The organism is Rhizobium sp. RCC_161_2 (assembly GCF_041355235.1).
Taxonomy (GTDB): domain Bacteria; phylum Pseudomonadota; class Alphaproteobacteria; order Rhizobiales; family Rhizobiaceae; genus Rhizobium.
The window spans coordinates 285,739-306,813 of sequence record NZ_JBFUPL010000009.1; the positions used below are offsets into that span (position 1 = coordinate 285,739).

The 21,075-nt window shown below is 60.8% G+C and carries 18 protein-coding genes; 7 read left to right on the plus strand and 11 right to left on the minus strand.

Annotation, left to right across the window (positions count from 1 at the left end):
* Positions 1–39: 39 nt before the first annotated feature.
* The 7 genes from AB6803_RS23145 to AB6803_RS23175 form a co-directional block, all read right to left on the minus strand.
* Positions 40–798 (minus strand): DUF1028 domain-containing protein, encoded by a 759-nt coding sequence (locus tag AB6803_RS23145; RefSeq protein WP_371111090.1) that lies wholly within the window; start codon positions 796–798, stop codon positions 40–42.
* A gap of 3 nt (positions 799–801) precedes the next feature.
* Positions 802–2,589 (minus strand): gamma-glutamyltransferase family protein, encoded by a 1,788-nt coding sequence (locus AB6803_RS23150; RefSeq protein WP_371111091.1) that lies wholly within the window; start codon positions 2,587–2,589, stop codon positions 802–804.
* A gap of 22 nt (positions 2,590–2,611) precedes the next feature.
* On the minus strand, positions 2,612–3,490 hold the full coding sequence (locus tag AB6803_RS23155; RefSeq protein ID WP_371111092.1) for an ABC transporter permease: 879 nt from the start codon (positions 3,488–3,490) through the stop codon (positions 2,612–2,614).
* Positions 3,487–4,434, minus strand: a complete 948-nt coding sequence (locus AB6803_RS23160) for an ABC transporter permease (RefSeq protein WP_371111093.1) — start codon at positions 4,432–4,434, stop codon at positions 3,487–3,489. Before AB6803_RS23160 ends, AB6803_RS23155 begins: the two co-directional genes overlap by 4 nt.
* A gap of 62 nt (positions 4,435–4,496) precedes the next feature.
* Positions 4,497–6,005, minus strand: coding sequence for an ABC transporter substrate-binding protein (locus AB6803_RS23165; RefSeq protein WP_371111094.1), 1,509 nt, complete (start codon positions 6,003–6,005; stop codon positions 4,497–4,499).
* 89 nt (positions 6,006–6,094) lie between these two features.
* The gene (locus AB6803_RS23170; RefSeq protein WP_371111095.1) at positions 6,095–6,832 is read right to left on the minus strand and encodes a FadR/GntR family transcriptional regulator; all 738 of its coding nucleotides are present in this window, start codon (positions 6,830–6,832) and stop codon (positions 6,095–6,097) included.
* 129 nt (positions 6,833–6,961) lie between these two features.
* Positions 6,962–8,404, minus strand: coding sequence for a M81 family metallopeptidase (locus AB6803_RS23175; RefSeq protein WP_371111096.1), 1,443 nt, complete (start codon positions 8,402–8,404; stop codon positions 6,962–6,964).
* A 383-nt stretch (positions 8,405–8,787) separates the two neighbouring features.
* Between AB6803_RS23175 and AB6803_RS23180 the strand changes: the two genes are divergently transcribed.
* The 4 genes from AB6803_RS23180 to AB6803_RS23195 all read left to right on the plus strand — a co-directional run bounded on the left by AB6803_RS23180 (position 8,788) and on the right by AB6803_RS23195 (position 11,836).
* Positions 8,788–9,123 (plus strand): helix-turn-helix transcriptional regulator, encoded by a 336-nt coding sequence (locus tag AB6803_RS23180; RefSeq protein ID WP_007694346.1) that lies wholly within the window; start codon positions 8,788–8,790, stop codon positions 9,121–9,123.
* On the plus strand, positions 9,116–9,541 hold the full coding sequence (locus AB6803_RS23185; protein WP_371111097.1) for an SRPBCC domain-containing protein: 426 nt from the start codon (positions 9,116–9,118) through the stop codon (positions 9,539–9,541). The genes AB6803_RS23180 and AB6803_RS23185 overlap by 8 nt, the downstream gene beginning before the upstream one ends.
* Positions 9,542–9,670: 129 nt before the next feature.
* Positions 9,671–10,147 (plus strand): nucleoside deaminase, encoded by a 477-nt coding sequence (locus AB6803_RS23190; RefSeq protein ID WP_371111098.1) that lies wholly within the window; start codon positions 9,671–9,673, stop codon positions 10,145–10,147.
* A gap of 192 nt (positions 10,148–10,339) precedes the next feature.
* Positions 10,340–11,836: an MDR family MFS transporter gene (locus AB6803_RS23195; protein WP_371111099.1), complete on the plus strand. Its 1,497-nt coding sequence runs from the start codon at positions 10,340–10,342 to the stop codon at positions 11,834–11,836.
* A gap of 42 nt (positions 11,837–11,878) precedes the next feature.
* Here the strand turns inward: AB6803_RS23195 and AB6803_RS23200 are convergent, their stop codons facing one another.
* Positions 11,879–12,673 carry a FadR/GntR family transcriptional regulator gene (locus AB6803_RS23200; RefSeq protein WP_371111100.1) on the minus strand — a complete coding sequence of 265 codons (795 nt, stop codon included), beginning with the start codon at positions 12,671–12,673 and terminating at the stop codon, positions 11,879–11,881.
* Positions 12,674–13,057: 384 nt separating this feature from the next.
* On the opposite strand from AB6803_RS23200, the gene AB6803_RS23205 reads away from it, so the two are divergent.
* Positions 13,058–14,521 carry a DHA2 family efflux MFS transporter permease subunit gene (locus AB6803_RS23205; RefSeq protein ID WP_371111101.1) on the plus strand — a complete coding sequence of 488 codons (1,464 nt, stop codon included), beginning with the start codon at positions 13,058–13,060 and terminating at the stop codon, positions 14,519–14,521.
* Positions 14,522–14,561: 40 nt separating this feature from the next.
* Here the strand turns inward: AB6803_RS23205 and AB6803_RS23210 are convergent, their stop codons facing one another.
* A complete protein-coding gene (locus AB6803_RS23210; protein WP_371111102.1) occupies positions 14,562–14,885 on the minus strand; it encodes a hypothetical protein in 324 nt (107 codons plus the stop codon).
* A gap of 91 nt (positions 14,886–14,976) precedes the next feature.
* Between AB6803_RS23210 and AB6803_RS23215 the strand changes: the two genes are divergently transcribed.
* Both AB6803_RS23215 and AB6803_RS23220 read left to right on the plus strand, forming a co-directional pair.
* Complete coding sequence (locus tag AB6803_RS23215) at positions 14,977–16,023, plus strand: NAD(P)-dependent alcohol dehydrogenase (protein ID WP_371111103.1); 1,047 nt, start codon at positions 14,977–14,979, stop codon at positions 16,021–16,023.
* Positions 16,024–16,174: 151 nt separating this feature from the next.
* Positions 16,175–17,920, plus strand: a complete 1,746-nt coding sequence (locus AB6803_RS23220) for a cation:proton antiporter (RefSeq protein WP_371111104.1) — start codon at positions 16,175–16,177, stop codon at positions 17,918–17,920.
* Between the two features lie 22 nt (positions 17,921–17,942).
* Here AB6803_RS23220 and AB6803_RS23225 read toward each other — a convergent pair whose 3' ends face one another.
* On the minus strand, positions 17,943–18,854 hold the full coding sequence (locus tag AB6803_RS23225) for an acetamidase/formamidase family protein (protein ID WP_371111105.1): 912 nt from the start codon (positions 18,852–18,854) through the stop codon (positions 17,943–17,945).
* Positions 18,855–18,937: 83 nt separating this feature from the next.
* On the minus strand, positions 18,938–20,635 hold the full coding sequence (locus AB6803_RS23230; RefSeq protein ID WP_371111106.1) for a phospholipase D-like domain-containing protein: 1,698 nt from the start codon (positions 20,633–20,635) through the stop codon (positions 18,938–18,940).
* Between the last annotated feature and the right edge of the window lie 440 nt (positions 20,636–21,075).

Consider the following 21,075-nt stretch of genomic DNA (forward strand, 5'->3'; position numbering starts at 1 on the left):
TTTATGATTTTGCGCATCGTATCAGGCATCTGTTTCCGCTCAAGACAGTTTCGGTAATGTGGCGAAAGATGCGGACGGGCGTCCCTCGGCAATCCTCGCGGCCTCCAGGGCCGCGATCTTCTCGTCGATCTCGCGGCGGTCGATCATGCCATCAGGATTCTGCCGCGTCGCCATGGTCTCGGCGAAATGGAGATAGCGCTCGTGCGCGACGGCGTAGAGCCGTTCGAGTTCGGTCAGCGGATCGGCGCTATCGTCGACGCGGATGTTCAGCCAGGCGTAATCTTGGTCGCGATGGATCACGAGTGCTGCCGATTGCTTGCCGCGCTTGTCGCCGCCGGCATCCTCGCCGGCGCGCATGGCCTCGAGCAGCCGCTCGGCAAGCGGCTTGCCCTTGGTCTTCTTGAAGGTCGAAAGCGTCTCGGCAATCACCTGCGGTCCGGCCAGCATATTGCCGGCAACCGAGACATTGTCGTCGATCAGATGACCGGCCCAGTCGATGCATTTGGCGCCGGTGAAGGCGGCATTGTTGCCCTTGGCATCGATCAGGTGGAACTGCCGTTGCTCGCGGCCCTCGTCGCGGGCGGTCAATGTCGCGACGGTCTCGTCCGGTGCATGACCGGCGGCAAGCATAGCAACCCCGTCAATACCGTAGAGTGGGCTGACGAAGGCCTGTGTCGCGACAGCGCCGATGCCGCCTCGAATATGCGGCACAAGGCTGCCAACTGCGAAGAAGCGGGTGGCGACGGCGATGGCGAGATGGCCGGTTTCAGGCTCACGGGCAACGATCGACCAGGTCATTGGCTATCTCCCGATTGCGTAGGCTTGCATCAGACGCGGCGTAGCGGCCGCGCGCAAGAGGCCGCTGGCATCGCGCCGTGCGGCAGTCAAACGTCCCACGGTCCATTCCGGCGCAACCGTCAGCTTGTGACCCTTCTGGCGCAGTGCATCGAGCACCTCGGGGCTGAAGTTCGCCTCCGCCGTCAGGCCGCCCGGCTCGCGCGTGCGGGGATAAAAGGAGCTTGGAAAATGTGTGCTGTGGAACAGCGGCTTGTCGATCGCCTCCTGAAGGTTGAGGCCGTGGTGGACATAGCGCAGGAAAAAGGCGAGCTGCCATTGTTCCTGCTGGTCGCCACCGGGCGTGCCGAAGGCAAGCGTCGGGCGGCCTTCATGGAGCGCGAGCGTGGGCGTCAGCGTCGTGCGTGGGCGCTTGCCCGGAGCAAGCGACGAGGGCAGGCCAGGCTTCAGCCAGAACATCTGCGCGCGCGAATTCAGGCAGAAGCCGAGGCCCGGAATGATCGGCGAAGATTGTAGCCAGCCGCCGGAAGGCGTCACCGACACCATGTTGCCTTCACGGTCGATGACGTCGATATGCACGGTATCGCCGCGCTTCTCTGTCAGATGCGACATGGTCGGCTCATAGACCGCGCCGGTCTTGGCTTCCGGCACTTCGAGCATGGACATGGTGAGATCGTACTGGCCTTCGAAGCCGGCGATCTTGCCCGGGCGCAGGTCGAAAGAGGCTTCGGAAGTGATCAGCTTGCGGCGCTCGGTGGCATAGGCATCCGACAGCAGGATATCGAGCGGCACTTTCGAGAAGTTCGGATCGCCGTAATAGACCTCGCGGTCGGCGAAGGCGAGTTTCATAGCCTCGGTAACGGTATGGACGTAATCCGCGCCGGCCGGGTCCATGGCGGCGATATCGAAGCCCTTCAGCAGCGACAGCGTTTGCAGGAAGGCCGGTCCCTGGCCCCAGGGGCCGATCTTGGCGACGGTCCAGCCGTGATAATCATAGGTCAGCGGCTCCTCGATCGTTGCCGACCAGTTGGCCATGTCGTCGGCGGTCAGCACGCCCTTGTGCTTGCTGCCGCTGGCATCCATCACCTCGGTCTTGCTGACGTAGCTGTCGATCGCCTCGGCGACGAAGCCGCGATAATAGGCGTCGCGTGCGGCTTCGACCTGTGCCTCGCGGCCGCTCTTTGCCTCCGCTTCCGAGACCACCCGTTTCCATGTCTGAGCAAGAACCGGGTTTTTGAAGTTCGACCAGGGTTCTGGGGCGGAGCCGCCGGGCAACCAGGTCTCGTATGAGGTCGGCCATTCCTTGCGATAGAAGTCGGCAAGGCCGGCAATGGTCGCGGCGACGCGCGGCAGGACGGGATGGCCGTGCTCGGCATAATGGATCGCCGGTTCGAGAACGTCGCGGACTGTGAGCTTGCCGTAGTCGCGCAGCATCAGCATCCAGCCGTCGAAAGCGCCGGGAATGACGGTGGCGAGCAGGCCGTCGCCGGGGATTAGCGACAGGCCCTCCTTCGTATAGTGCTCGATCGTTGCGCCTGCCGGGGCGGGGGCTTGGGCGCAGATGACCTCGACCTTGTCCTTCTTCTTTGAATAGATGATCGCCGGCATGTCGCCGCCGGGGCCGCAAAGATGCGGTTCGACGATCTGCAGAACAAAGCCCGTCGCCACTGCCGCGTCGAAGGCGTTGCCGCCCTTTTCGAGAATGCTCATGCCGACCGCGGAAGCGATCCAGTGGGTGGAGGTGACGACGCCGAAGGTGCCGAGGATTTCCGGGCGTGTCGTGAATGCGGTCATTGCGGATGTCCTTTCAGATGATTCATGCTTCGCGCGGATCGAGCGCATCGCGCAGGCCGTCGCCGAGGAGATTGAAACCGATGACGACGAGGAAGATCGCAGCGCCCGGCCACATGGCCATCCAGGGTGCCTGCTCCAGATAATTCTTCGCGACATTGAGCATCGAGCCCCAGCTCGGTGCGGGTGGCTGCTGGCCGAGCCCGAGGAAAGAGAGGCTGGCCTCCGCGATGATTGCCGTGGCGATGGTGAGCGTTCCCTGCACCAGGATCGGGGCGAAGACGTTTGGCAGGATGTAGCGAATGATGATGCTGGAATGGCGAAGCCCGATCGAGCGGGCGCCTTCGACATAGTCTTCCGTCTTCACTGCCAGTACCTGTCCACGCGTCAGGCGTACGAAAACCGGCGTCGCCGAAAGCCCGATGGCGATCATCGCATTGGTGAGGCTCGGCCCGAGAAAGGCGGCAAGCGCAATGGCGGTGATCAGGAAGGGCATCGCGAGGAAGGCCTCGGTGACACGCGAGATGATCTGGTCGATCCAGCCTCCGTAGTAGCCGGAGATAAGCCCGAGAGGGACGCCGATAGCGACGGCGATGGCGACGGAAAAGATGCCGGCCATCAATGAAGCGCGTGCGCCCCAGATCATACGCGAGAGAACGTCGCGGCCAATATCGTCGGTGCCGAACCAATGGGCCGCCGAGGGGGCCTTGCGGATCGCCGACCAGCTGGTAGCGACCGGATCGGGTATCGGCAGGATTGGGGCGAGGATGGCAGCCAAGGTAAAGAACAGGATGATGGAGATGCCGACCAGCGCGCCCTTGTTGGCCTTGAATTTGCGCCAGGCGCGGTTCGGCGCGCGCTTGGCTGGGGCGGTGGTAACAGCCGTCTGCACGATCGCGTTCATAGGGCTGCCCTCAGACGTGGATTGAGGAGGACGTAGAGAATATCGGCGATGAGGTTCATCCCGATAAAACCGACGGCGGTGCAAAGCACGACGCCCTGGACGACGGCGTAATCGCGGTTGAAAACCGCATCGACGATGAGCTTGCCGAAGCCGGGAATGGTGAAGATCTGCTCGGTGAGCACGGCGCCGGCCAGCAGTTCGCCGAAGAGCAGGGCGCTGACGGTGACGATGGGCAGGATGGCATTGCGGAAGGTGTGCTGCAAGACGACGACGGCTTCCGACAGGCCCTTGGCGCGGGCCGTACGGATGTAATCGGCGCTGAGCACGCTCAGCATGGAAGAGCGGGTGTGACGCATCAATGTGGCGGCGAGTGCATTGCCCAACACGAAGGACGGCATCAGCATGGTCTGGATCGAGCGCCAGGGATCCTCGAAGAACGGCTGGTAGCCGGAGGCCGGCAGCCAGTGCAGCTTCACCGAGACCAGCAGGATCAGCATGATGCCGAGCCAGAAATTCGGCACCGACAAGCCGCACAGGGCAACGATATTGGCGAGATAGTCGATGATGGTGTTCTTCTTCACCGCCGCCAATATGCCCATGGGAATGCCGATGACAAAAGCGAAGATCATCGACATCACGGCGAGCTGGATCGTCACCGGCAGTTTCTCGGCGACCAGCGTCAACACCGGCTGGTTTGTGCGCAGCGATGTGCCGAGATCGCCCTTCACGACACCCTGCAGCCAATAGCCGTATTGATAGATGACAGGATCGTTGAGGCGATATTTCTCGCGCAGAAACTCGAGGACCTGCGGATCGCGCTCTTCGCCGGCCATGGCAAGGATCGGGTCGCCCGGCAAGAGCTTCTGCAGGGAAAAGACGAAGACGGAAATGATCAGCAGCGTCGGTATGGCGACCAGCAGTCTTTTTCCGATGTAGGTGTACATGAGCGCATCCTGATCTCGGTAAGGGCCTGCGGAAGATGTCTCTCCCGCAGGCCGCTGTCGAACTAGCTGCCCTTCTTCACGCCGGCGAGGCGGATCATGCCGTCCGGCGAGGCTACGAAGCCGGTGATCTTCTTGTTGTAGGCCCAGATCCAGGCCTGATGGCCGAGATAGATGATCGGCAGGTCGTCGTTGAGGATCGCCTCGGCGGCATCGTACTTCTGCTTGCGCACCGCATCGTCCTGCGACTGGCGAGCTTCCAGCAGGAGCTTGTCGACCTCAGGATTGCTGTATTTGGAATCGTTGAGGCCGGCGCCGGTCGTCACAAACTGCTGGATATTGCCATCCGGATCGGCGCGGCCGGACCAGTCGGAACGGCTGAGCTGATAGTTGCCGGCCGTCTGCGCGTCGAGCAGCGTGGCGAATTCGGTCGATTTCAACGACACGTCGAAGCCGGCTTCGGCCACCATCGACTGGATGATCTGCATCATCTGCATCGAGACGGGATTGTTGGCGACCGCAAGTTCCACCGGCACACGATCGTAGCCCGCTTCCTTAATCAGCGCCTTTGCCTTGTCGACGTCGCGGGTTGGAACTGGGATGTTCTTGTCGTACCACGGGCTGTTCGGGGCGAACGGCTGGTTGCCGGCAAGTCCGGTGCCGTCATAGACGATCTGCATGGCGGCATCACGGTCGATTGCCAGCGAAAAGGCCTGGCGCAGGCGTTTATCCTTGCCGAGCGGATTGTCGGCGCGCGCGCCGTTGCCGACATTGGCATAAACCCCCAGCCAGCCGGTGCCGATCGCATCCGCATAGACGAGATTGCTATCGCTCTTGACGGTGCCGGCGTCGGAGGCGGCGACGCGCTCGATCATGTCGAGATCGCCCGAGCGCAGGTTGGCGAGGCGCACCGTGGTGTCGGGGATCGGCAGGTAGGTCACCTTGTCGATGAAGATATTGTCCTTGTTCCAGTAGTCCTGGAACTTCTCCAGCACGATACGGTCCTGCTGCACGCGCTCGACGAACTTGAAGGGGCCGGAGCAGACGGGATGATCGCCAAACTTGGAGCCAGCGGCTTTTGCCGCCGTCGGCGAGACCATCATGCCGGAGCGGTCGGAAAGCTGGGCTAGCAGCGTGACATCGGGCGCCTTCAGCGTGAAGGTCACTTCATATTCACTGGATGCCTCAACCTTAGCGACGGAGGAGAGCTCGCTCTTGCGGCGCGATTCCGGCATGGTCTGGTAGCGTTGGATATTGTCGACCACGGCCTGCGCATTGAACGGCGTTTCGTCCTGGAACTTCACGCCCTGACGCAGCTCCATCGTCAGCTGCTTGCCGTCTGCGGACCATTTCCAGGAGGTCGCAAGCTGCGGTACGAATTTGAGATCCGGCGTCAGGTCGACGAGCTTGTCGCACAGTGCGGTATAGACGATGCGGCCGACGAAGGTGCGCGATTGTGCCGGATCCAGCACGTCGGCATCGTCCTGAAGGCCGATCTTGAGTTCGACGGCAAAGGCCGGCAGCGCGATCAACACGCCGGCGGCCAGTGATGTCAGAAATTTGGCGATCTTCATCCTGTTCTCCTATTTGTATTTTTGTTTTCAACGCAGTTCCGGCCGGTTTCCCCTCCGGCCGGGCAGTCTTGGCGCAATCGCGCTCATGGTCAGTCAAGCGCCTTGGCCAGCTCCCTTTGCAGCGGCTGGGCGTCGAGCGAGGTGACGCGGATCAGGCTTTCCTGCAGCATCAGCAGATGCTGACGCATGGCTTCGGCGGCCTTCATCGGATCGCGTGCTGCGATCGCGTCGATGATCGTCATGTGCTGGGCGTAGGAAGCCGGGCGCGTGTTGTTGGTACTGCGGGCCAATTCGCGAATGGTTTGCCATGCCTCGTCCTGACGGACGTGGTTGATGACGTCGAAGATCGTCAGGAAGAACTGGTTGCCGGCGCTCTGCGCGATCAGGCGATGCAGCGCGCCATCCCAAAGCTCGCGGCTATCGGCGTCGTCGCTGGCGACGATCTTCTTCGTCAGTTCATACATACGCTCGATATCGTCGGGCTTGGCGCGCATGGCGGCAAGCTGGGCGAGTTGCGGCTCGACGCGCAGGCGCACCTCCATGATCTCCATGAGATTGGTGCCGGCAATCATCGATCCGACGTGCTGGCTCCAGTCATCCGGGCGCTGGCCGGCATAGGTACCCGATCCCTGGCGCCGCCAGATGCGACCTTCGGTCTCCAGCACTTCCAGAGCTCTGCGGATGGCACGGCGGCTGACGCCGAACATCTCTGAAAGAGCCCGCTCGGTCGGCAATTTGCCATCCGGCAGCAGATTGTCCGAGCCCAAAAGCCCCCGGAGCTTCTCCAGGGCATGGGTCGAATTTTCAGGAAGGCCGGTGGCTGCCATGAGGTTAAATGGTCCGAACCAATTTTTGATTGGTCCGATACAAGTTCAACTCGAGCGCAGCGTCAAGCTCTTTTTTGTGCAAGTCTGCTCAATGCATAATGTTTGCGCAGCGGCCCCCAGCCGGGACTGCTACCGGCCGCTCGAACGTGCCGAGAGCGCCACCTCGGGCGTGAAGGCAAAATCCTTGTCGAAGGGATAGGTCGGTTTCTGCTTGCGCAGTCGCGGCAGGCGTTCGACGAACTGGTCGACCACGCCGGGCGAGAGCGCCATCAGGTTCGGATTGGCGATCGGGGCGAGTTCCGGCGAGAGATAGCCGGATTTCACGACGATAATCTTGGCTTGATGCGGATCGAGGTCGAGGCGGGTGAAATCGGCGATGTTGTGATAGGGGCGGCGTTTTGCCGACAGGACCAGATCGATACCGCCGACGGAGACGACGGCCTGCCGGTCGGCGGCATCGTCGGTTTGCAGCAGGAACTTGACGGTGAATTCGGCCCTTACCGGCTTGCTGCCCTTGGTGTCCAGCGAAGCGCCGACGGTGAGATCGAGCTTGGCGCCGGCGCCGGCGGCATAGCAGACCTCCGTCGCCGCCTTGTCGGCGATCCCAGCGAACACGACGCCGTCAGCATCCTTGGCGATCAGTTCCGCCAGCACATCGGCCCGGTCGCCAACGCCCCCGCCGGTCGGATTGTCGCCGGATTCGGCCAGCACCACCGGGGCGGTCTGGCTGGCGATCGCCTTGGCGACGCATTCCTCGATCGAGCCGGTCTCGCAGCCGAAGACGAAATCCCGGCGGACGTCCCAATAGGCCTGCGCCAGTCGTTTCGCCTCGCGCTCCAGGACGGCGTGGTCCGTGCCGGTCATGATGGCGGCGGCGGTGGCGCGCGGCTCGTCGGCCCAGACATAACCCACCATTAGAGAGGCATCCCAGACGCCGTCGATGGCATCGATGTCGGGCAGCAGATCGTAGAGGCTCTTGGCCGGTTCATCGACCGTGCTGGTGCGCTCGCCGGGCAGGACGACCGGGATCGGCGCCCAGAGCAGGATCGGCTTCACGCCGGTTTTGAGACTCTCGGTCAGCATTTTCACCGCGCGGCGCATGGTTTCCTCGACATCGATATGCGGCGCGGTGCGATAGGTGGAATACATGTCGAGCGCGTCGATGATGCGCTGGGTGACGTTGCCGTGCAGGTCGTAGCTGGCGGATAGCAGGCAATCGTCACCGACGATGGCGCGGGCAGCAGTAATCCAGTCGCCTTCGGCATCCTCCATGCCCTCGACATACATGGCTCCATGCATGGCGAGATAAAGCCCATCGAGCGGCAAGAGCGGCTTCAGCCGTTCGAGGAACTCCGCCTTGAAAGCCTCGTAGGTATGGCGGGCGACCGGGCCGCCGGCGATGGCGCGGGCGTGGATCGTCGGCAGGAACTCGGCGTCGTAGTCCCTAAGGAAGGCGAAATAGGGGGCTTCGCTCAGCGCCTCGCCGCGCACGATGCGGAAATCTTTTTCTTCGGCCAGGACGGGGTTGTACGTGCTGCATTCAGTATGAATGCCACCGACGGCGATACGCATGGGAAACCTCTATTTCGGGTTGGGACCAATCAGGAAATTGTGGGCGGCGATGTGGCGAGAACCGTCCGGCTGAGCGGGCCGGATTCACTGATGACGCGCAGTAGCTGCCGCTGCAAAGAGGTGAGCAATTCGATGTTCCGCCGGGGTATTTATCCTGACAGTAAGTTCAGGAAATGAACAAATCAATCGCAATAACGACACAGGAGTTTAAGCGCATTGGGTGGTCGACGGTTGGGGAGCCGTAAATCGGGTTTGATTTTCAACAAGAAATTCTCGGTCAAACTCATCACCATCAGTCTCGATTCCGGTGAGGATACAAAATATTCACCCATATGGTTGACTATCGCGCTCGATTTTGTATATTCAACCACATGGATGAATAAATGGACGAAGATGCTCTGTCACGAATTCTGAAGGCCGCCGGCGACACCACCCGGCGACAAATCTTGACGCTGCTTGTTCAGGAGGGGGCGTTGAGAGTGACAGCGCTCGCCGCGCATTTCGAGATGTCCCTGAACTCCGTCTCCAAGCATATCAAGGTGCTGGAAGAGGCCGGTCTCGTCACCCGCAGGACCTTGGGCCGCGAGCATTTCATTGCCGCGGAGCTCGAACCGCTGAAGCTGACGGAGGGCTGGTTCGTGCAACTGAAGTCGATTTGGGAACTGCGCCTTGCGGCGCTGGAGAATCTACTCGTTTCGAAGGATGAAAGAGATGACTGAGCTTGAATTGACAGTGAACCGCAAAATTGCGGCCTCGCGCGAGAAAGTGTTCAATGCCTGGCTTTCGCCTGAAATGCTGGCGAAATTCATGCGAACGCCGACAGGCGGCGAGGCGTCCAAGGTCAAAACCGATCCGGTCAAGGGCGGACGGTTTTCGATCGTCATGATAACCGCCGAGCGGGAGATCCCGCATGCCGGTACCTATCTTGAAATCGATCCCCATTCTCGTCTGTCCTTTACCTGGGAATCGCCATACTCGCTCGACGACAGCGTGGTGACCATCGATCTTGCCGAACTGGGTCCCGATACGACGGAAATCACCTTGAGGCAGGTGAAATTCCGCAGCGAGGAGGCAAGGCAGGGCCATACGAAGGGCTGGAACGCGATCCTGGACAATCTCGAACAAAGCATCGCCTGAGATCAATCCACGGCCGGGCAGTCGTTCTGCCCGGCCGTGGATTTCCGCGCGCTGCCCTGAATTAGCGGTTGTCAGCTGAATGAGCATCGCGCAAGTTGCGATATCGCGTTTCATCGCAGGGCAGGGACCATGACCGCATCTCTCAACGACGAAGTCTTTTTGCGCCGTTCCTTCGAGGTGGCGGCGCGGGCGCGGTTGAACGGCAATCATCCTTTCGGGGCCATTCTGGTCGGACCTGATGGTACCGTGTTGATGGAGCAGGAAAACGCCTATAATCCGACGCAGGACATGACCGGCCATGCCGAGCGCGTGCTGATGACCAGAGCGTCGCAGCAATACTCTCCGGGCTTTCTCGTGCAATGCGCGATGTACACCTCCGCCGAGCCCTGCGCCATGTGTGCCGGCGCCGCCTATTGGGCCGGTGTCGGCCGCGTCGTTTATGGTCTCAGCGAAAGCCAACTCAAGGCGATTACCGGCAACCATCCGGAAAATCCGACGCTCGATCTGCCCTGCCGGGTGGTTTTCGAGGCGGGCCAGCGCAAGGTCGAGGTGGTGGGGCCGATGCTGTGCGAAGAAGCGACGGCGCTGCATGACGGCGTGTGGTGATCTGCCAGCCTTGTTAAGAGGTTGACATCCGCCCCTGCTAGTATGCAATGCTTATCATAACGAACCAGCAGGCCAACGCCCCTGTAGTTGCTTAACCCTCCGACGTTGATCTCAGCAATTTATCGTTCGCCCATGGCCGTGTTGACGGCCTATACGCGTTTGCGGTCGGGTGGGCTGTCAGAAAGGAATGTCATGTCCAGCACGGCCGATCGATCAAGACGTCCGTTGGTCATTGTCTCGATCATGCTGGCGACCTTCATGGTCGCAATCGAGGCGACGATTGTCGCCACCGCCATGCCGCACATCGTCGGCCAACTCGGCGGCTTTACCTATTATAGCTGGGTCTTCTCCGCGTTTCTGCTGGCGCAGTCCACGACGACGGTGATCTATGGCAAGCTGTCTGATATTTTCGGCCGAAAACCGATGCTGATCGGTGGTGTTCTGATCTTTCTCGTCGGTTCGGCTTTGGCGGGCTTTGCCTGGTCGATGGCATCACTGATCGCCTTCCGGCTGCTTCAGGGGCTTGGCGCCGGCGCGATCCAGCCGGTAACGATGACTGTGGTCGGCGATCTCTACAAGCTGGAGGAGCGTGCCAAGGTGCAGGGCGCACTTGCCAGCGTCTGGGCGGTGTCGGCCGTCATCGGGCCGCTTGTCGGCGGTATCATCGTTGACAATGTTTCCTGGGCCTGGATTTTCTGGATCAACCTGCCGATCGGCGTGCTGACCATCATCGGCTTCACGCTCTTCCTGCATGAGCAGATCACGCCGCGCGAGGCGAAGATCGATTATCTCGGCACGATCCTGTTTTCGCTCGCGATTATCTCGCTGCTGGTGATTCTCACCGAGACCGACTCCGGTATCGGCGTCCTCGGCCCGCTGGCGATCGTTTTCGTCGTCGCCGGGGCGCTGTTCATCTGGCAGGAGCGGCGCGCGCCGGAGCCGATCATCTCGATCGAGCTTTGGAGCCGGCGATTGATAGCCACCAGCAATGCAGTCACGCTTCTGGCCGGCATGGCGTTGATCGGATTGACGACCATCCTGCCGATCTATGTGCAGGGCGTGCTCGGCCGATCACCACTGGTGGCGGGCTTCACGCTGACCATGCTGATTGTCGGCTGGCCGCTGGCCGTGATGTTGTCGAGCCGCTTCTTCCGCACCTTCGGCATTCGCAGGACGCTACGTGCCGGCAGCTTCATGTTCCCTTTCGGCGCGATCTTTCTTGTGTTTCTGACGCCGGAGAGCAGCCCGATCCTGGCTGGTGTCGGCTCCTTCCTGATGGGCTTCGGCATGGGTCTCATCAGCCTGACCAGTATCGTGCTAGTACAGGAAAGCGTCGAATGGTCGATGCGCGGCAGCGCTACGGCCTCGATCATCTTTTCGCGTAGCCTTGGCAACACGCTCGGCGCGACCGCCCTGGGTGCCGTGCTCAATATCGGCATCGTCCATTTCGGCAGCGGCGATCTGGCCGCCAGGCTGCATGAGGTGCTGAACCAGCCGACCGGTCTTTCCGATCTCGCAGCCGATCCGGCGATACGCGGCGTCTTCGACGCGGCGCTGCACTGGAGCTTCTGGGGCGTCGTCGCGCTTGCCATCCTCGCGTTTGCGACCACCTGGCTCATTCCGGTGGCGCGTGACGCCGGCCGCCGGCAGATACCGAAGGCGGACGCGCAGGAGGCGATGACGCATTAACGAGGTAAAGATGAATGCTGCGGCTCTTGCGGCGGTGGCGCCTCAGAAGTCGTAGTCGTTGATGCGCCAGGAATCGAGCAGATGGTGCGAGGCCTTGAGTGCGGCGTCAGGGTCGCGGGCGACGATCGCGTCGAGAATGGCCTTATGGTACGGCAAAGCGCGTTTTTGGCCCTCGGCGACTTCGTTGGGACTCGAAAGTGTGCGGTTGGCGTAGATCGCGACGGCGATCAGGTCGATAAGTTGCGCGTAGACCATGTTGTGCGTGGCGGCGAAGATCGCGGTATGGAAACGCAGATCGGCATCGGCATTGACGTTGATATCACCGAGCGTGGAAACCATGTCTTCATAGGCGGCGGTGATGGCGGCGAGATCTTCGTCAGTGCCACGTGTGGCTGCGCGCGCCGTTGCTTCCGGCTCCAGCACCCGTCGGAGATCCTTGATCGAGCGCATGATCTCGATCGACGGCCCGGTCTCATAGTACCAGACCATGACGTCGGTATCGAGATGATGCCAGTTGGCGCGTTCCTTGACGCGCGTGCCGACGCGGGTCTTGATTTCCACCAGTCCCTTGCCCGCCAGGCATTTCATCGCCTCACGGATGACGGTGCGACTGATACCGAACTGCTCTACCAGATCGGGCTCGTTCGGGAGCGTCGCGCCGACCGGGTAAGCGCCGCCGACGATGCGGCGGCCGAGTTCATGGACAAAATAACCGAAGACGCCGCGACGGGGGATGGTGCCGTATTTGCGGACATAGGCATCGAATGGCGATTGCGTGACGATCAGTTTCGAAATCGGGCTCGCCGGAGCAATCGTTGCATCAATGCCATGTTTCATTAGTGGGGGACTCTCATGTCTGATTGAAAAGTAATGCGAGTGAAATGGTCAGCTTCTAGTGACCCTAGCTGGCTTCACGCTGACGTCCAGACTCGCTGCGGTGGTTCCATAGTTGATCGGCGTTGGCTCGGCCGTTCTCGTTGCGCCATCTATTGGCCAAGACTCTACCATGTCTTGCGTCCACATGCCTACTGTGGCGCCATGTCGGCTGGACCGTTCGCCAGGGCTAACGGAAGGGGTCTAACGTCGTAATCAAATTCTGACCCGGCGATGGAGCGAAATGTGATCGATTCATGGAATGGTGGGACGATTTCAACCTTTCGGACGTGGGGCGAAACCGTTTAGATAATCGCGGATGCGAGGCGGATTCGGAGCAGTCTTGGAATGAATGATATGTCCACGCGCAAGCGCGAAGCGGCAATGCAGGCGTCCGGCTCCCGGCCGTTGCAGATTGCGTTGCTCGTGGCTGGTGCCTTCTTCATGGAAAACCTGGATGGCACGGTTATCGCCACCGCGTTGCCGCAGATGGCCGCATCCTTCGGCGCCCGGCCGGTCGATCTCAATATCGGCATGAGCGCCTATCTTCTGACACTCGGCGTCTTCATTCCGATCAGCGGCTGGATCAGTGATCGGTTCGGCGCGCGCCTGGTTTTCACTACGGCTGTCGTCATCTTCACGCTGGCGTCCGTTCTCTGCGGCTTTGCCAACGGTGTGGGCTCTTTTGTCGCCATGCGCATTCTCCAAGGCATTGGCGGCGCGATGATGGTGCCGGTTGGCCGCCTCGTGGTCCTCAACAATACGCCGAAGGATAAGCTCATTTCGGCGATTGCGACGATCACCTGGCCGGCGCTGGTTGCACCCGTTCTGGGGCCGCCGCTCGGGGGCTTCATCACCGATCATGCCAGCTGGCGCTGGATCTTCTTTCTCAACCTGCCGCTCGGCATCGTAGCATTCATCTTTGCCCTGATGCTGATCCCGAAAACCAAGAACCCAGCTAGACCGCCCTTTGACTGGATAGGCTTCGTCATCAGCGGCTTTGGCTTGGCGAGCCTGATGTACGGGCTGGAGCTTATCGGCCGTCCCGATCCGGTCTGGCTGGAAGCCTGGGCCTATGTCATCGCCGGCTTCATGTTGCTTGCCGCCGCCCTGTTCCACTTCCGCAGAAGCGAACATCCGCTGATCGACCTCTCGGGAATGAAGCTGCCGACCTTTGCCGTAACCATCTGGGGCGGCTCGCTGTTTCGCACTGCTATCGGCGCGGTGCCCTTCCTGCTGCCGCTGATGTTCCAGGTCGGCTTCGGGCTGAGCGCCTTTCATGCCGGCATGCTGACGCTTGCGGTCTTTGCCGGCAATCTAGCGATGAAGCCGGGTACGACGCCGATCCTGCGGCGCTTCGGTTTCAAGCCGGTGCTGATCGTCAACGGCATCCTCAACGCGATCTTCATTGCTGCCTGTGCGCTGTTTTCCCCGGATACGCCGATCTGGTTCATCATCCCCGTGCTGTTCATCGGCGGCATGCTTCGCTCGATGCATTTCACGGCGCTGAACACCATCGCCTTCGCCGACATCCCGCCGCAGCAGATGACGGGCGCGAATACGCTGTTCAGCACGGCCTTTCAGCTGACCATGGGAATGGGGATTGCCGTCGGTGCCATCGGCATCCGCATCGGCCAGGTCATCAGCGCGCCGCTTGGCTTGAGCGGGATCACCGCCATCGAATTCCGCCTGGCTTTCGTCATGCTCGGGGTCGTCGCGCTGCTTGCGGTTCTCGATTGCCTGCCACTCGATCCGAAAGCTGGGGATAATGTCTCACGCAAGCCGAAACCGGGCGCGAAAAAGGCAACTTGATCAACCAGCGGCCAGACGAAACCAATCGTCGTCTGGCGACTCAATAGGGATATTGGATAAAATTGTAATGCAGCAGTAAAACGGGAACTGCGATCAAAAAGAGAAGAAGTATCGCGATACTCGCCGCGCGCAGCACTTTCGTCCGGCGGGTGCGCTGGCCGGTCCAGTCATATACCATTTGAGCGTCCTCCTGTTCCGTACCTGCTAAAAGGGCAAGAAATGGAACGCTAGTCAATATTGCCAATATGAATAGTCGACGGGTATCTCTTGGAAAGAGTATTTTAATATTAATATACTGGTGGGCGGTCCCGGCTATTTCCTCTCGCATTGAGCCAAATTGATCTGGTTTTTGCGGAAAGGTCATTTTGTGATGCCAGTCGTGGCTATATAACGAACGAGGATGTCCTTGCGGCCGTGCGGGGGCGGAAGTTGACTTCTGAAAGAGGAAAGACGTGATGAGCAAGGTGCGTGCCCTGGTACTGGAGCGTCAGCATGAATTGGCGCTGCGCGATATCGATTTGCCACAGGAAGTCGGGCCAGGCGAGGTGAAGATCAAGATCCACACGGTCGGCGTCTGCGGATCGGATGTGCATTATTACACCCATGGCCGCATCGGCCCGTTCATCGTCAATGCGCCGATGGTGCTCGGCCATGAGGCGGCCGGCACGGTGGTCGAGGTCGGTGCCGGTGTTTCGCATCTGAAGGTCGGCGATCGCGTCTGCATGGAGCCGGGTATTCCCGACGCCAATTCCAAGGCCAGCCGTCTCGGCATGTACAATGTCGATCCCGCCGTCACCTTTTGGGCGACGCCGCCGATCCATGGTGTGCTGACGCCCTTCGTCGTGCACCCCGCCAATTATACCTTCAAGCTGCCCGATAATGTCAGCTTTGCCGAGGGCGCGATGGTCGAGCCTTTCGCGGTCGGCATGCAGGCGGCGGCCAAGGCGAAGATTACGCCCGGCGACACCGCCGTCGTGCTCGGCGCCGGCCCGATCGGCACTATGGTGGCCATCGCGGCCCTTGCCGGCGGCTGCGCCCGCGCCATCGTTGCCGACCTTGCGCAGCCGAAGCTCGATATCGCCGCGCAGTATCAGGGTGTGATTCCCGTCAATATTCGCGAGAAGAACCTGATCGAAGAGGTCAAGCGCCTGACCGACGGTTGGGGTGCGGACGTCGTCTTCGAATGCTCCGGTTCGCCGAAGGCATGGGAAACCGTCATGGAGCTGCCGCGTCCGGGTGGCGTCATCGTCGCCGTCGGCCTGCCGGTGGCCCCGGTCGGCTTCGATGTCTCAACGGCTTCGACGAAGGAGATCCGCATCGAGACCGTCTTCCGCTATGCGCACCAGTATGAGCGTTCGATCGCGTTGATAGCATCCGGCCGTGTCGACCTGAAGCCGCTGATCTCGGAGACATTCAAGTTCGAGCAATCGATCGAAGCCTTCGATCGCGCCGTGGAAGCACGCCCGAGCGACGTCAAGCTGCAGATCGTTCTCGATCAGTAAGAACCTGCTGTCGCCGCTGCCTCGTTTCTGCGAGGCGGCGGTTTGTCTTTTGTTTCGCATGATCCCATAGACGTCCCCGCGAAAGCGATGCTAGCGTGGCGCGAAACAAGCAGGGGTAGGGCGGTAACGCCGAAAAACGGGAAGGGCCGTGGTGCCGCACGACGTCGCATTGATAGCATTGATTGCCGCTGGTTTTGGTTTTGCCGCCATTTTCGGCTATCTCGCCGACCGGCTGCATTTGCCGCCGCTGGTTGGATACCTTGTCGCTGGTGTGATGATCGGTTCGGCGACGCCGGGCTTTGTCGCCGACATGGCGCTTGCCTCGCAATTGGCCGAGATCGGCGTCATCCTCCTGATGTTCGGGGTCGGCCTGCATTTTTCGGCGGCCGATCTGCTTGCCGTGCGCGGGGTCGCTATTCCCGGCGCCATCGCTCAGATCGCCATTGCCACACTGTTGGGTATCGGCCTTGCGTCGCTGTGGGGTTGGGGGATCGGCGCTGGCCTGGTTCTCGGTCTGAGCCTTGCCGTCGCCAGTACCGTCGTGCTTCTGAAGGCGCTGGAGGAGCGCAATCTGGTGAGTTCGACCAATGGTCGTGTCGCCGTCGGCTGGCTGATCGTTGAGGATCTGGCGATGGTGCTGGCGCTCGTGCTGCTGCCCGCCTTTGCCGGGGCGCTTGGGGGACATGCCGATGCAGGTGGCCATGCCGCCACAGGGTCGATCTGGCTGACCATCGGCATCACGCTCCTCAAGGTGGCCGCTTTTGCCGCCGTGGCGATCTTCATCGGTCCGAAGGTCGTTCCCTGGCTGCTGATCTCCGTGGCGCGCACCGGTTCGCGCGAGCTCTTCACCCTGTCCGTTCTTGCCATTGCCCTTGGCATTGCTTTCGGGGCAGCGGAGATATTCGGCGTTTCCTTCGCGCTCGGCGCGTTTTTCGCCGGCCTGATCATGAGCGAGTCTCATCTCAGTCACAGGGCGGCGGCAGATTCCCTGCCGTTGCAGAATGCCTTTTCGGTGCTGTTCTTCGTCTCCGTCGGCATGCTTTTCGATCCCTCGGTGCTGGTGCGCGAACCGCTGATGATCCTCGGCGTGCTCGCCCTCATCATTCTTGGAAAGGGATTGATCGCGTTCTTGATAGTGGTGCTGCTGCGCTTTCCCGCAAGCATGGGGTTTGCCGTCGCCGCGGGGCTTGCCCAGATCGGCGAATTTTCCTTCATCCTGGCGGGGCTTGGCGTTTCGCTAGGGCTGCTTCCCCGCGAGGGGCAGGATCTGATCCTTGCCGGCGCGATTTTGTCGATCACGCTCAATCAGCTGGTTTTTGCCGGCAGTGAGAGGCTGGAGGCATGGGTCTTTTCCCGATGGCCGGCCTTCGCGTCCAATTACGGCATGGCGAAGCATGATAGCCTTTATCGTGAACTGGCCGTTATCAGCGAGCAGCGCGAAGAGCGGGATCGGCAGCATCATCTCGAAATCGAGCAGCTGATCGAGACTTTTCCCATGTTTGCCGAGCTCGACGATGGTGCGCAGGAAGAGCTCCTGCTGCTCTTCCGGCCACGGTCAGCATTGCCGGGCGATCGCGTCATCCGCTCCGGCGACCGCGGCGACAGCATGTTCTTCGTTGCCTCTGGCGCGGTCGAAGTGCAGCTCGAGGACGAGGAGATTCCGCTTGCCGCCGGCTCCTTCTTCGGCGAAATGGCCGTATTGACGGGCGCGCGGCGCACAGCCGATGTGGTCGCCGTCGACTTCTGCCAGTTCCTTGTCCTGGAACGTCGCGATTTCAACCTGTTCATGTCCCGCCATCCGCAACTGCGCGCCGCCGTCAGCAACTTGGCGCAGGAACGGCAGGAGATGAACGTTTCCCGCAACCAGAGGCGGGACCAATCGCGCGACGCTGGCTAATCCTCAATCGAATTGAGAAGGCCTATCGCCGGGTCAGCCAGCTCTTGGAAACGCGGCAGGTCATCGTGTAGGCGGGATCGAAGACATTGCCGACATCGTAGCGCACGACCTGGCCGAGCAGGTGGCTGGCTGCGGTGTTGTCGAGGCCGTAGTCGGAGCCAAGCCAGCGTAGCATTTCGCTGGTCGCATGCTGTAGCGCCTGGTCAAGCGGCCGGGCATTGCCGATGGTGAAAATATCGTCCGCAGTCTCGCCGCGCGGCCAGACGATCGTCTTCTTCTTTTCGACGCTAAGGCGCACCGTCACCTCGAAGGTGGTCTCGATGCCGGTGCCGACGATTTCGCCATCGCCTTGTACCGCATGGCAATCCCCAAGGAAGAAAAGCGCGCCGGGCGCGGAAACCGGAAACCAGATCGTCGTGCCAGGGCCGAGCAGGCGATAATCCATGTTGCCGCCGTACTCGCCACTGGTGGCGGTCGAAATGGCCTGGCCGAGGGATGGAGCAACGCCGAAACAGCCGATCATCGGCGACAGTGGCAGCACGAAAGCCTCCAGACCGGCAACCGACTCGGAAAGCCGGACCGTCAGAGCTTCGCGATCGATCTGCCAGATTGCCTTGTTGCCTGCCGGCAATGTCCTGATATCCGAGGGGTCGACAACGTTGCCGGCGACGACGCTGCGGGTAAAACCGGTATCGCGCGTCGGAACCATGCCAAGAATTTCGACCTTGAGAGAATCGCCCGGCTCCGCACCTTCGACGAAGATTGGGCCGTTCATCGGATTGGGGCCCGGGGCCTGCCGAACCTCGTCTTTGTCATAGCCGGCGGCATCGATCGTCTCAGTGATGACGGTGTCACCATCGGCAATGCGCAATGCCGGGGAAAGGGAGCCGATGACATTGTGATAGGCGGTCGGAACGAAGCGATGCGTTGTCATGGGCGTCAGCCTTGTCTGGAGTACGGTCTCCCTAACCTAGGCTGGGTTTGGCCTTTGTGAAAAGAGCACAATGGTCGCAGTTTTCACGGTCCGACGAAATATCTCCGGCGCTTGGCTTTGTAGCTCCGTTCGTCGAACTGACCGCGCAGCCAGTCCTCCGGGTTCGCCTTCAGATATCCGGCATCCGGATCCTGCTTGTTGGCATCGGTGAGCTTCTTGACGACGTAGCGCGCGTAGTGATGGTCGAAAATACGCATGAACTCGCCGAAATATATATCGGCGACACGCGTATCACCCCGAATGACGATCATGTTCTCGTCATTGATGCGCTGCGAGGGCTGGCTGAAATTCGCCGACCCGCTGACGATCAGCGGGTCGGCGCTCAACGGATCGACCAGCATGAATTTGTCATGGATGTAGTCGTTGGTGTTGAGCGGGTTGTCGCGCTCGGCCAGAAAATTTGCCAGAGCACCGGCCTCCAGCCGTCCGCCGGCGGCGAACAGGACGTCGCGGTCGCGGCCGATGATCTCGCCGTCGCCGAGATCGTCGTCCTTGACGATATAGCGCAGCACGTCATTGTCCTGGGCGATCACCTTGCTGAAGACCTTGTCCAGGTTGAAGGCGAGCGTGATGCAGGAAATCTCCTGCGCCTCGCCCATGCGGTCGGCATACCATTGCAGCGATTCGCTGTTGTCCTTCGCGTCGCGGGCACTGAAGACCGGTGTGACGCTGTTTGGCTGGGTACGGCCAGGGGGCAGGGGCGTCAGCGCGCGATTTTTCGGCCGCAACTTGGTCGGCGTCAGGTTCTGCGACAGCAGCGTCCAGTATTCGAGATAGGTCTCCGCGATTGCCGAGCTCCAGACGATGTGGCCGACATTCGAGTGGCCGAAGATGCCGCCGTCGGAAATATTCGTTGACCCCGTCCAGACCGCGATCGGCTTTTCATCCTCAAGCAGGATGATGAACTTGTTGTGGCGGATGCCCTCGGTCACGGTGCGCGGGATGACTACCTTCATCTCGTCGAGCCGGGCATTGTGGATGACCGCTTCGTTTGCGGCCTTGTAGGTCTTTTCGTCGTCGAAGACGATCTTCACGTCGGCGCCGGCTTCCACTGCCTTGGCAAAGGTATTCGCGACCGGCTGATAGTGGAACTCATAGAGTGCGGCGCGAAGCCCGAAGCGATGATCCTCGGCAAGGCCGATGAACTTGATGAGCGCCTCGAAGAGCCCGCGCGACAGCCAGACCATCTCCTCGGCCATGGGATTATCGGCATTGGGCATACGGTTGCCGAAACGGCGGGCATAGGCCTGTGAGCCGATCACGCCGCGATTGAAATAGACGTCGTGGCGCGCCTGGTCGTTTCTCTTGTCGGGATGGAGCAGATATTCCAGCTCGGTCGCGATTTCGAGAGTGACGGCCGAGGCGGTGTCGAGCTGCAGCATCTTCACCGTGCCGTAGACCGGGACGATCTGGTAGCGGTAGGTGTGATCGGTTTCCGCCGTATAGTCGGCCCATTGGAAGCTCTGCACCGGATGCTCCGCCGTGCTGACGGGCGTCCCCGGCGGCAGGCCTTTATCCTTGTCCTTGAAACGCTTGATGCCGGTCATCCAGTAGCGCTCGACAACCGCGCCGTCCTTCAGCTCCTCGCGTTGAATGGCGAAACCCATCAGCCCGGTTTTCTTGGCGTCCTGCCCGGCGACGAAGTCCCAGGCCAGGATGACCACATAGGTTCCTGCAATTGCCCGGGCGCGCAGAACCGCACTTGCCGCTGTAACCCGCATGTCTCATCCCCCCAAATAGTCCGTTTGCCGGAGGGTTGATGCGCCTTTGAGGATCGAGCGTCCCTTAAGGACGCCGAGGCTGCGGGGCGGAAGCCGGACGCAAACCGGGTTCGGACTGCACATCAACTCTCATGCGAAGCACGACGAAAGAGCAGTACATCTTTTCAGCGAAGATAGTCTTATACCATAACAACCGGATGAATGCGTGCATCGAAATAGCGGGATCTGTTTTGCCCGCATCTCGCCTTCGCCACGCCGCTGCGGAGGCACCGTTCAAACCATGCGCGGCAAACTTTTCGCCGATATGCCGCAGCGCGGAATAAATTTGCCTACTGCTTCCGGATTCTGGCACGGCACGTTTTGTGCATAAAAACTATCGTCTTTATGATCATCCCCATCGAGGGAGCGCTGACTCGCCTATTTCGACTGAGGGGACATAA

Coding starts and splice junctions, on each gene's coding strand:
- AB6803_RS23145 (WP_371111090.1), bottom strand. CDS start 798: ATGACCTGGTCGATCGTTGCCCGTGAGCCTGAAACCGGCCATCTCGCC.
- AB6803_RS23150 (WP_371111091.1), bottom strand. CDS start 2,589: ATGACCGCATTCACGACACGCCCGGAAATCCTCGGCACCTTCGGCGTC.
- AB6803_RS23155 (WP_371111092.1), bottom strand. CDS start 3,490: ATGAACGCGATCGTGCAGACGGCTGTTACCACCGCCCCAGCCAAGCGC.
- AB6803_RS23160 (WP_371111093.1), bottom strand. CDS start 4,434: ATGTACACCTACATCGGAAAAAGACTGCTGGTCGCCATACCGACGCTG.
- AB6803_RS23165 (WP_371111094.1), bottom strand. CDS start 6,005: ATGAAGATCGCCAAATTTCTGACATCACTGGCCGCCGGCGTGTTGATC.
- AB6803_RS23170 (WP_371111095.1), bottom strand. CDS start 6,832: ATGGCAGCCACCGGCCTTCCTGAAAATTCGACCCATGCCCTGGAGAAG.
- AB6803_RS23175 (WP_371111096.1), bottom strand. CDS start 8,404: ATGCGTATCGCCGTCGGTGGCATTCATACTGAATGCAGCACGTACAAC.
- AB6803_RS23180 (WP_007694346.1), top strand. CDS start 8,788: ATGGACGAAGATGCTCTGTCACGAATTCTGAAGGCCGCCGGCGACACC.
- AB6803_RS23185 (WP_371111097.1), top strand. CDS start 9,116: ATGACTGAGCTTGAATTGACAGTGAACCGCAAAATTGCGGCCTCGCGC.
- AB6803_RS23190 (WP_371111098.1), top strand. CDS start 9,671: ATGACCGCATCTCTCAACGACGAAGTCTTTTTGCGCCGTTCCTTCGAG.
- AB6803_RS23195 (WP_371111099.1), top strand. CDS start 10,340: ATGTCCAGCACGGCCGATCGATCAAGACGTCCGTTGGTCATTGTCTCG.
- AB6803_RS23200 (WP_371111100.1), bottom strand. CDS start 12,673: ATGAAACATGGCATTGATGCAACGATTGCTCCGGCGAGCCCGATTTCG.
- AB6803_RS23205 (WP_371111101.1), top strand. CDS start 13,058: ATGAATGATATGTCCACGCGCAAGCGCGAAGCGGCAATGCAGGCGTCC.
- AB6803_RS23210 (WP_371111102.1), bottom strand. CDS start 14,885: ATGACCTTTCCGCAAAAACCAGATCAATTTGGCTCAATGCGAGAGGAA.
- AB6803_RS23215 (WP_371111103.1), top strand. CDS start 14,977: ATGAGCAAGGTGCGTGCCCTGGTACTGGAGCGTCAGCATGAATTGGCG.
- AB6803_RS23225 (WP_371111105.1), bottom strand. CDS start 18,854: ATGACAACGCATCGCTTCGTTCCGACCGCCTATCACAATGTCATCGGC.
- AB6803_RS23230 (WP_371111106.1), bottom strand. CDS start 20,635: ATGCGGGTTACAGCGGCAAGTGCGGTTCTGCGCGCCCGGGCAATTGCA.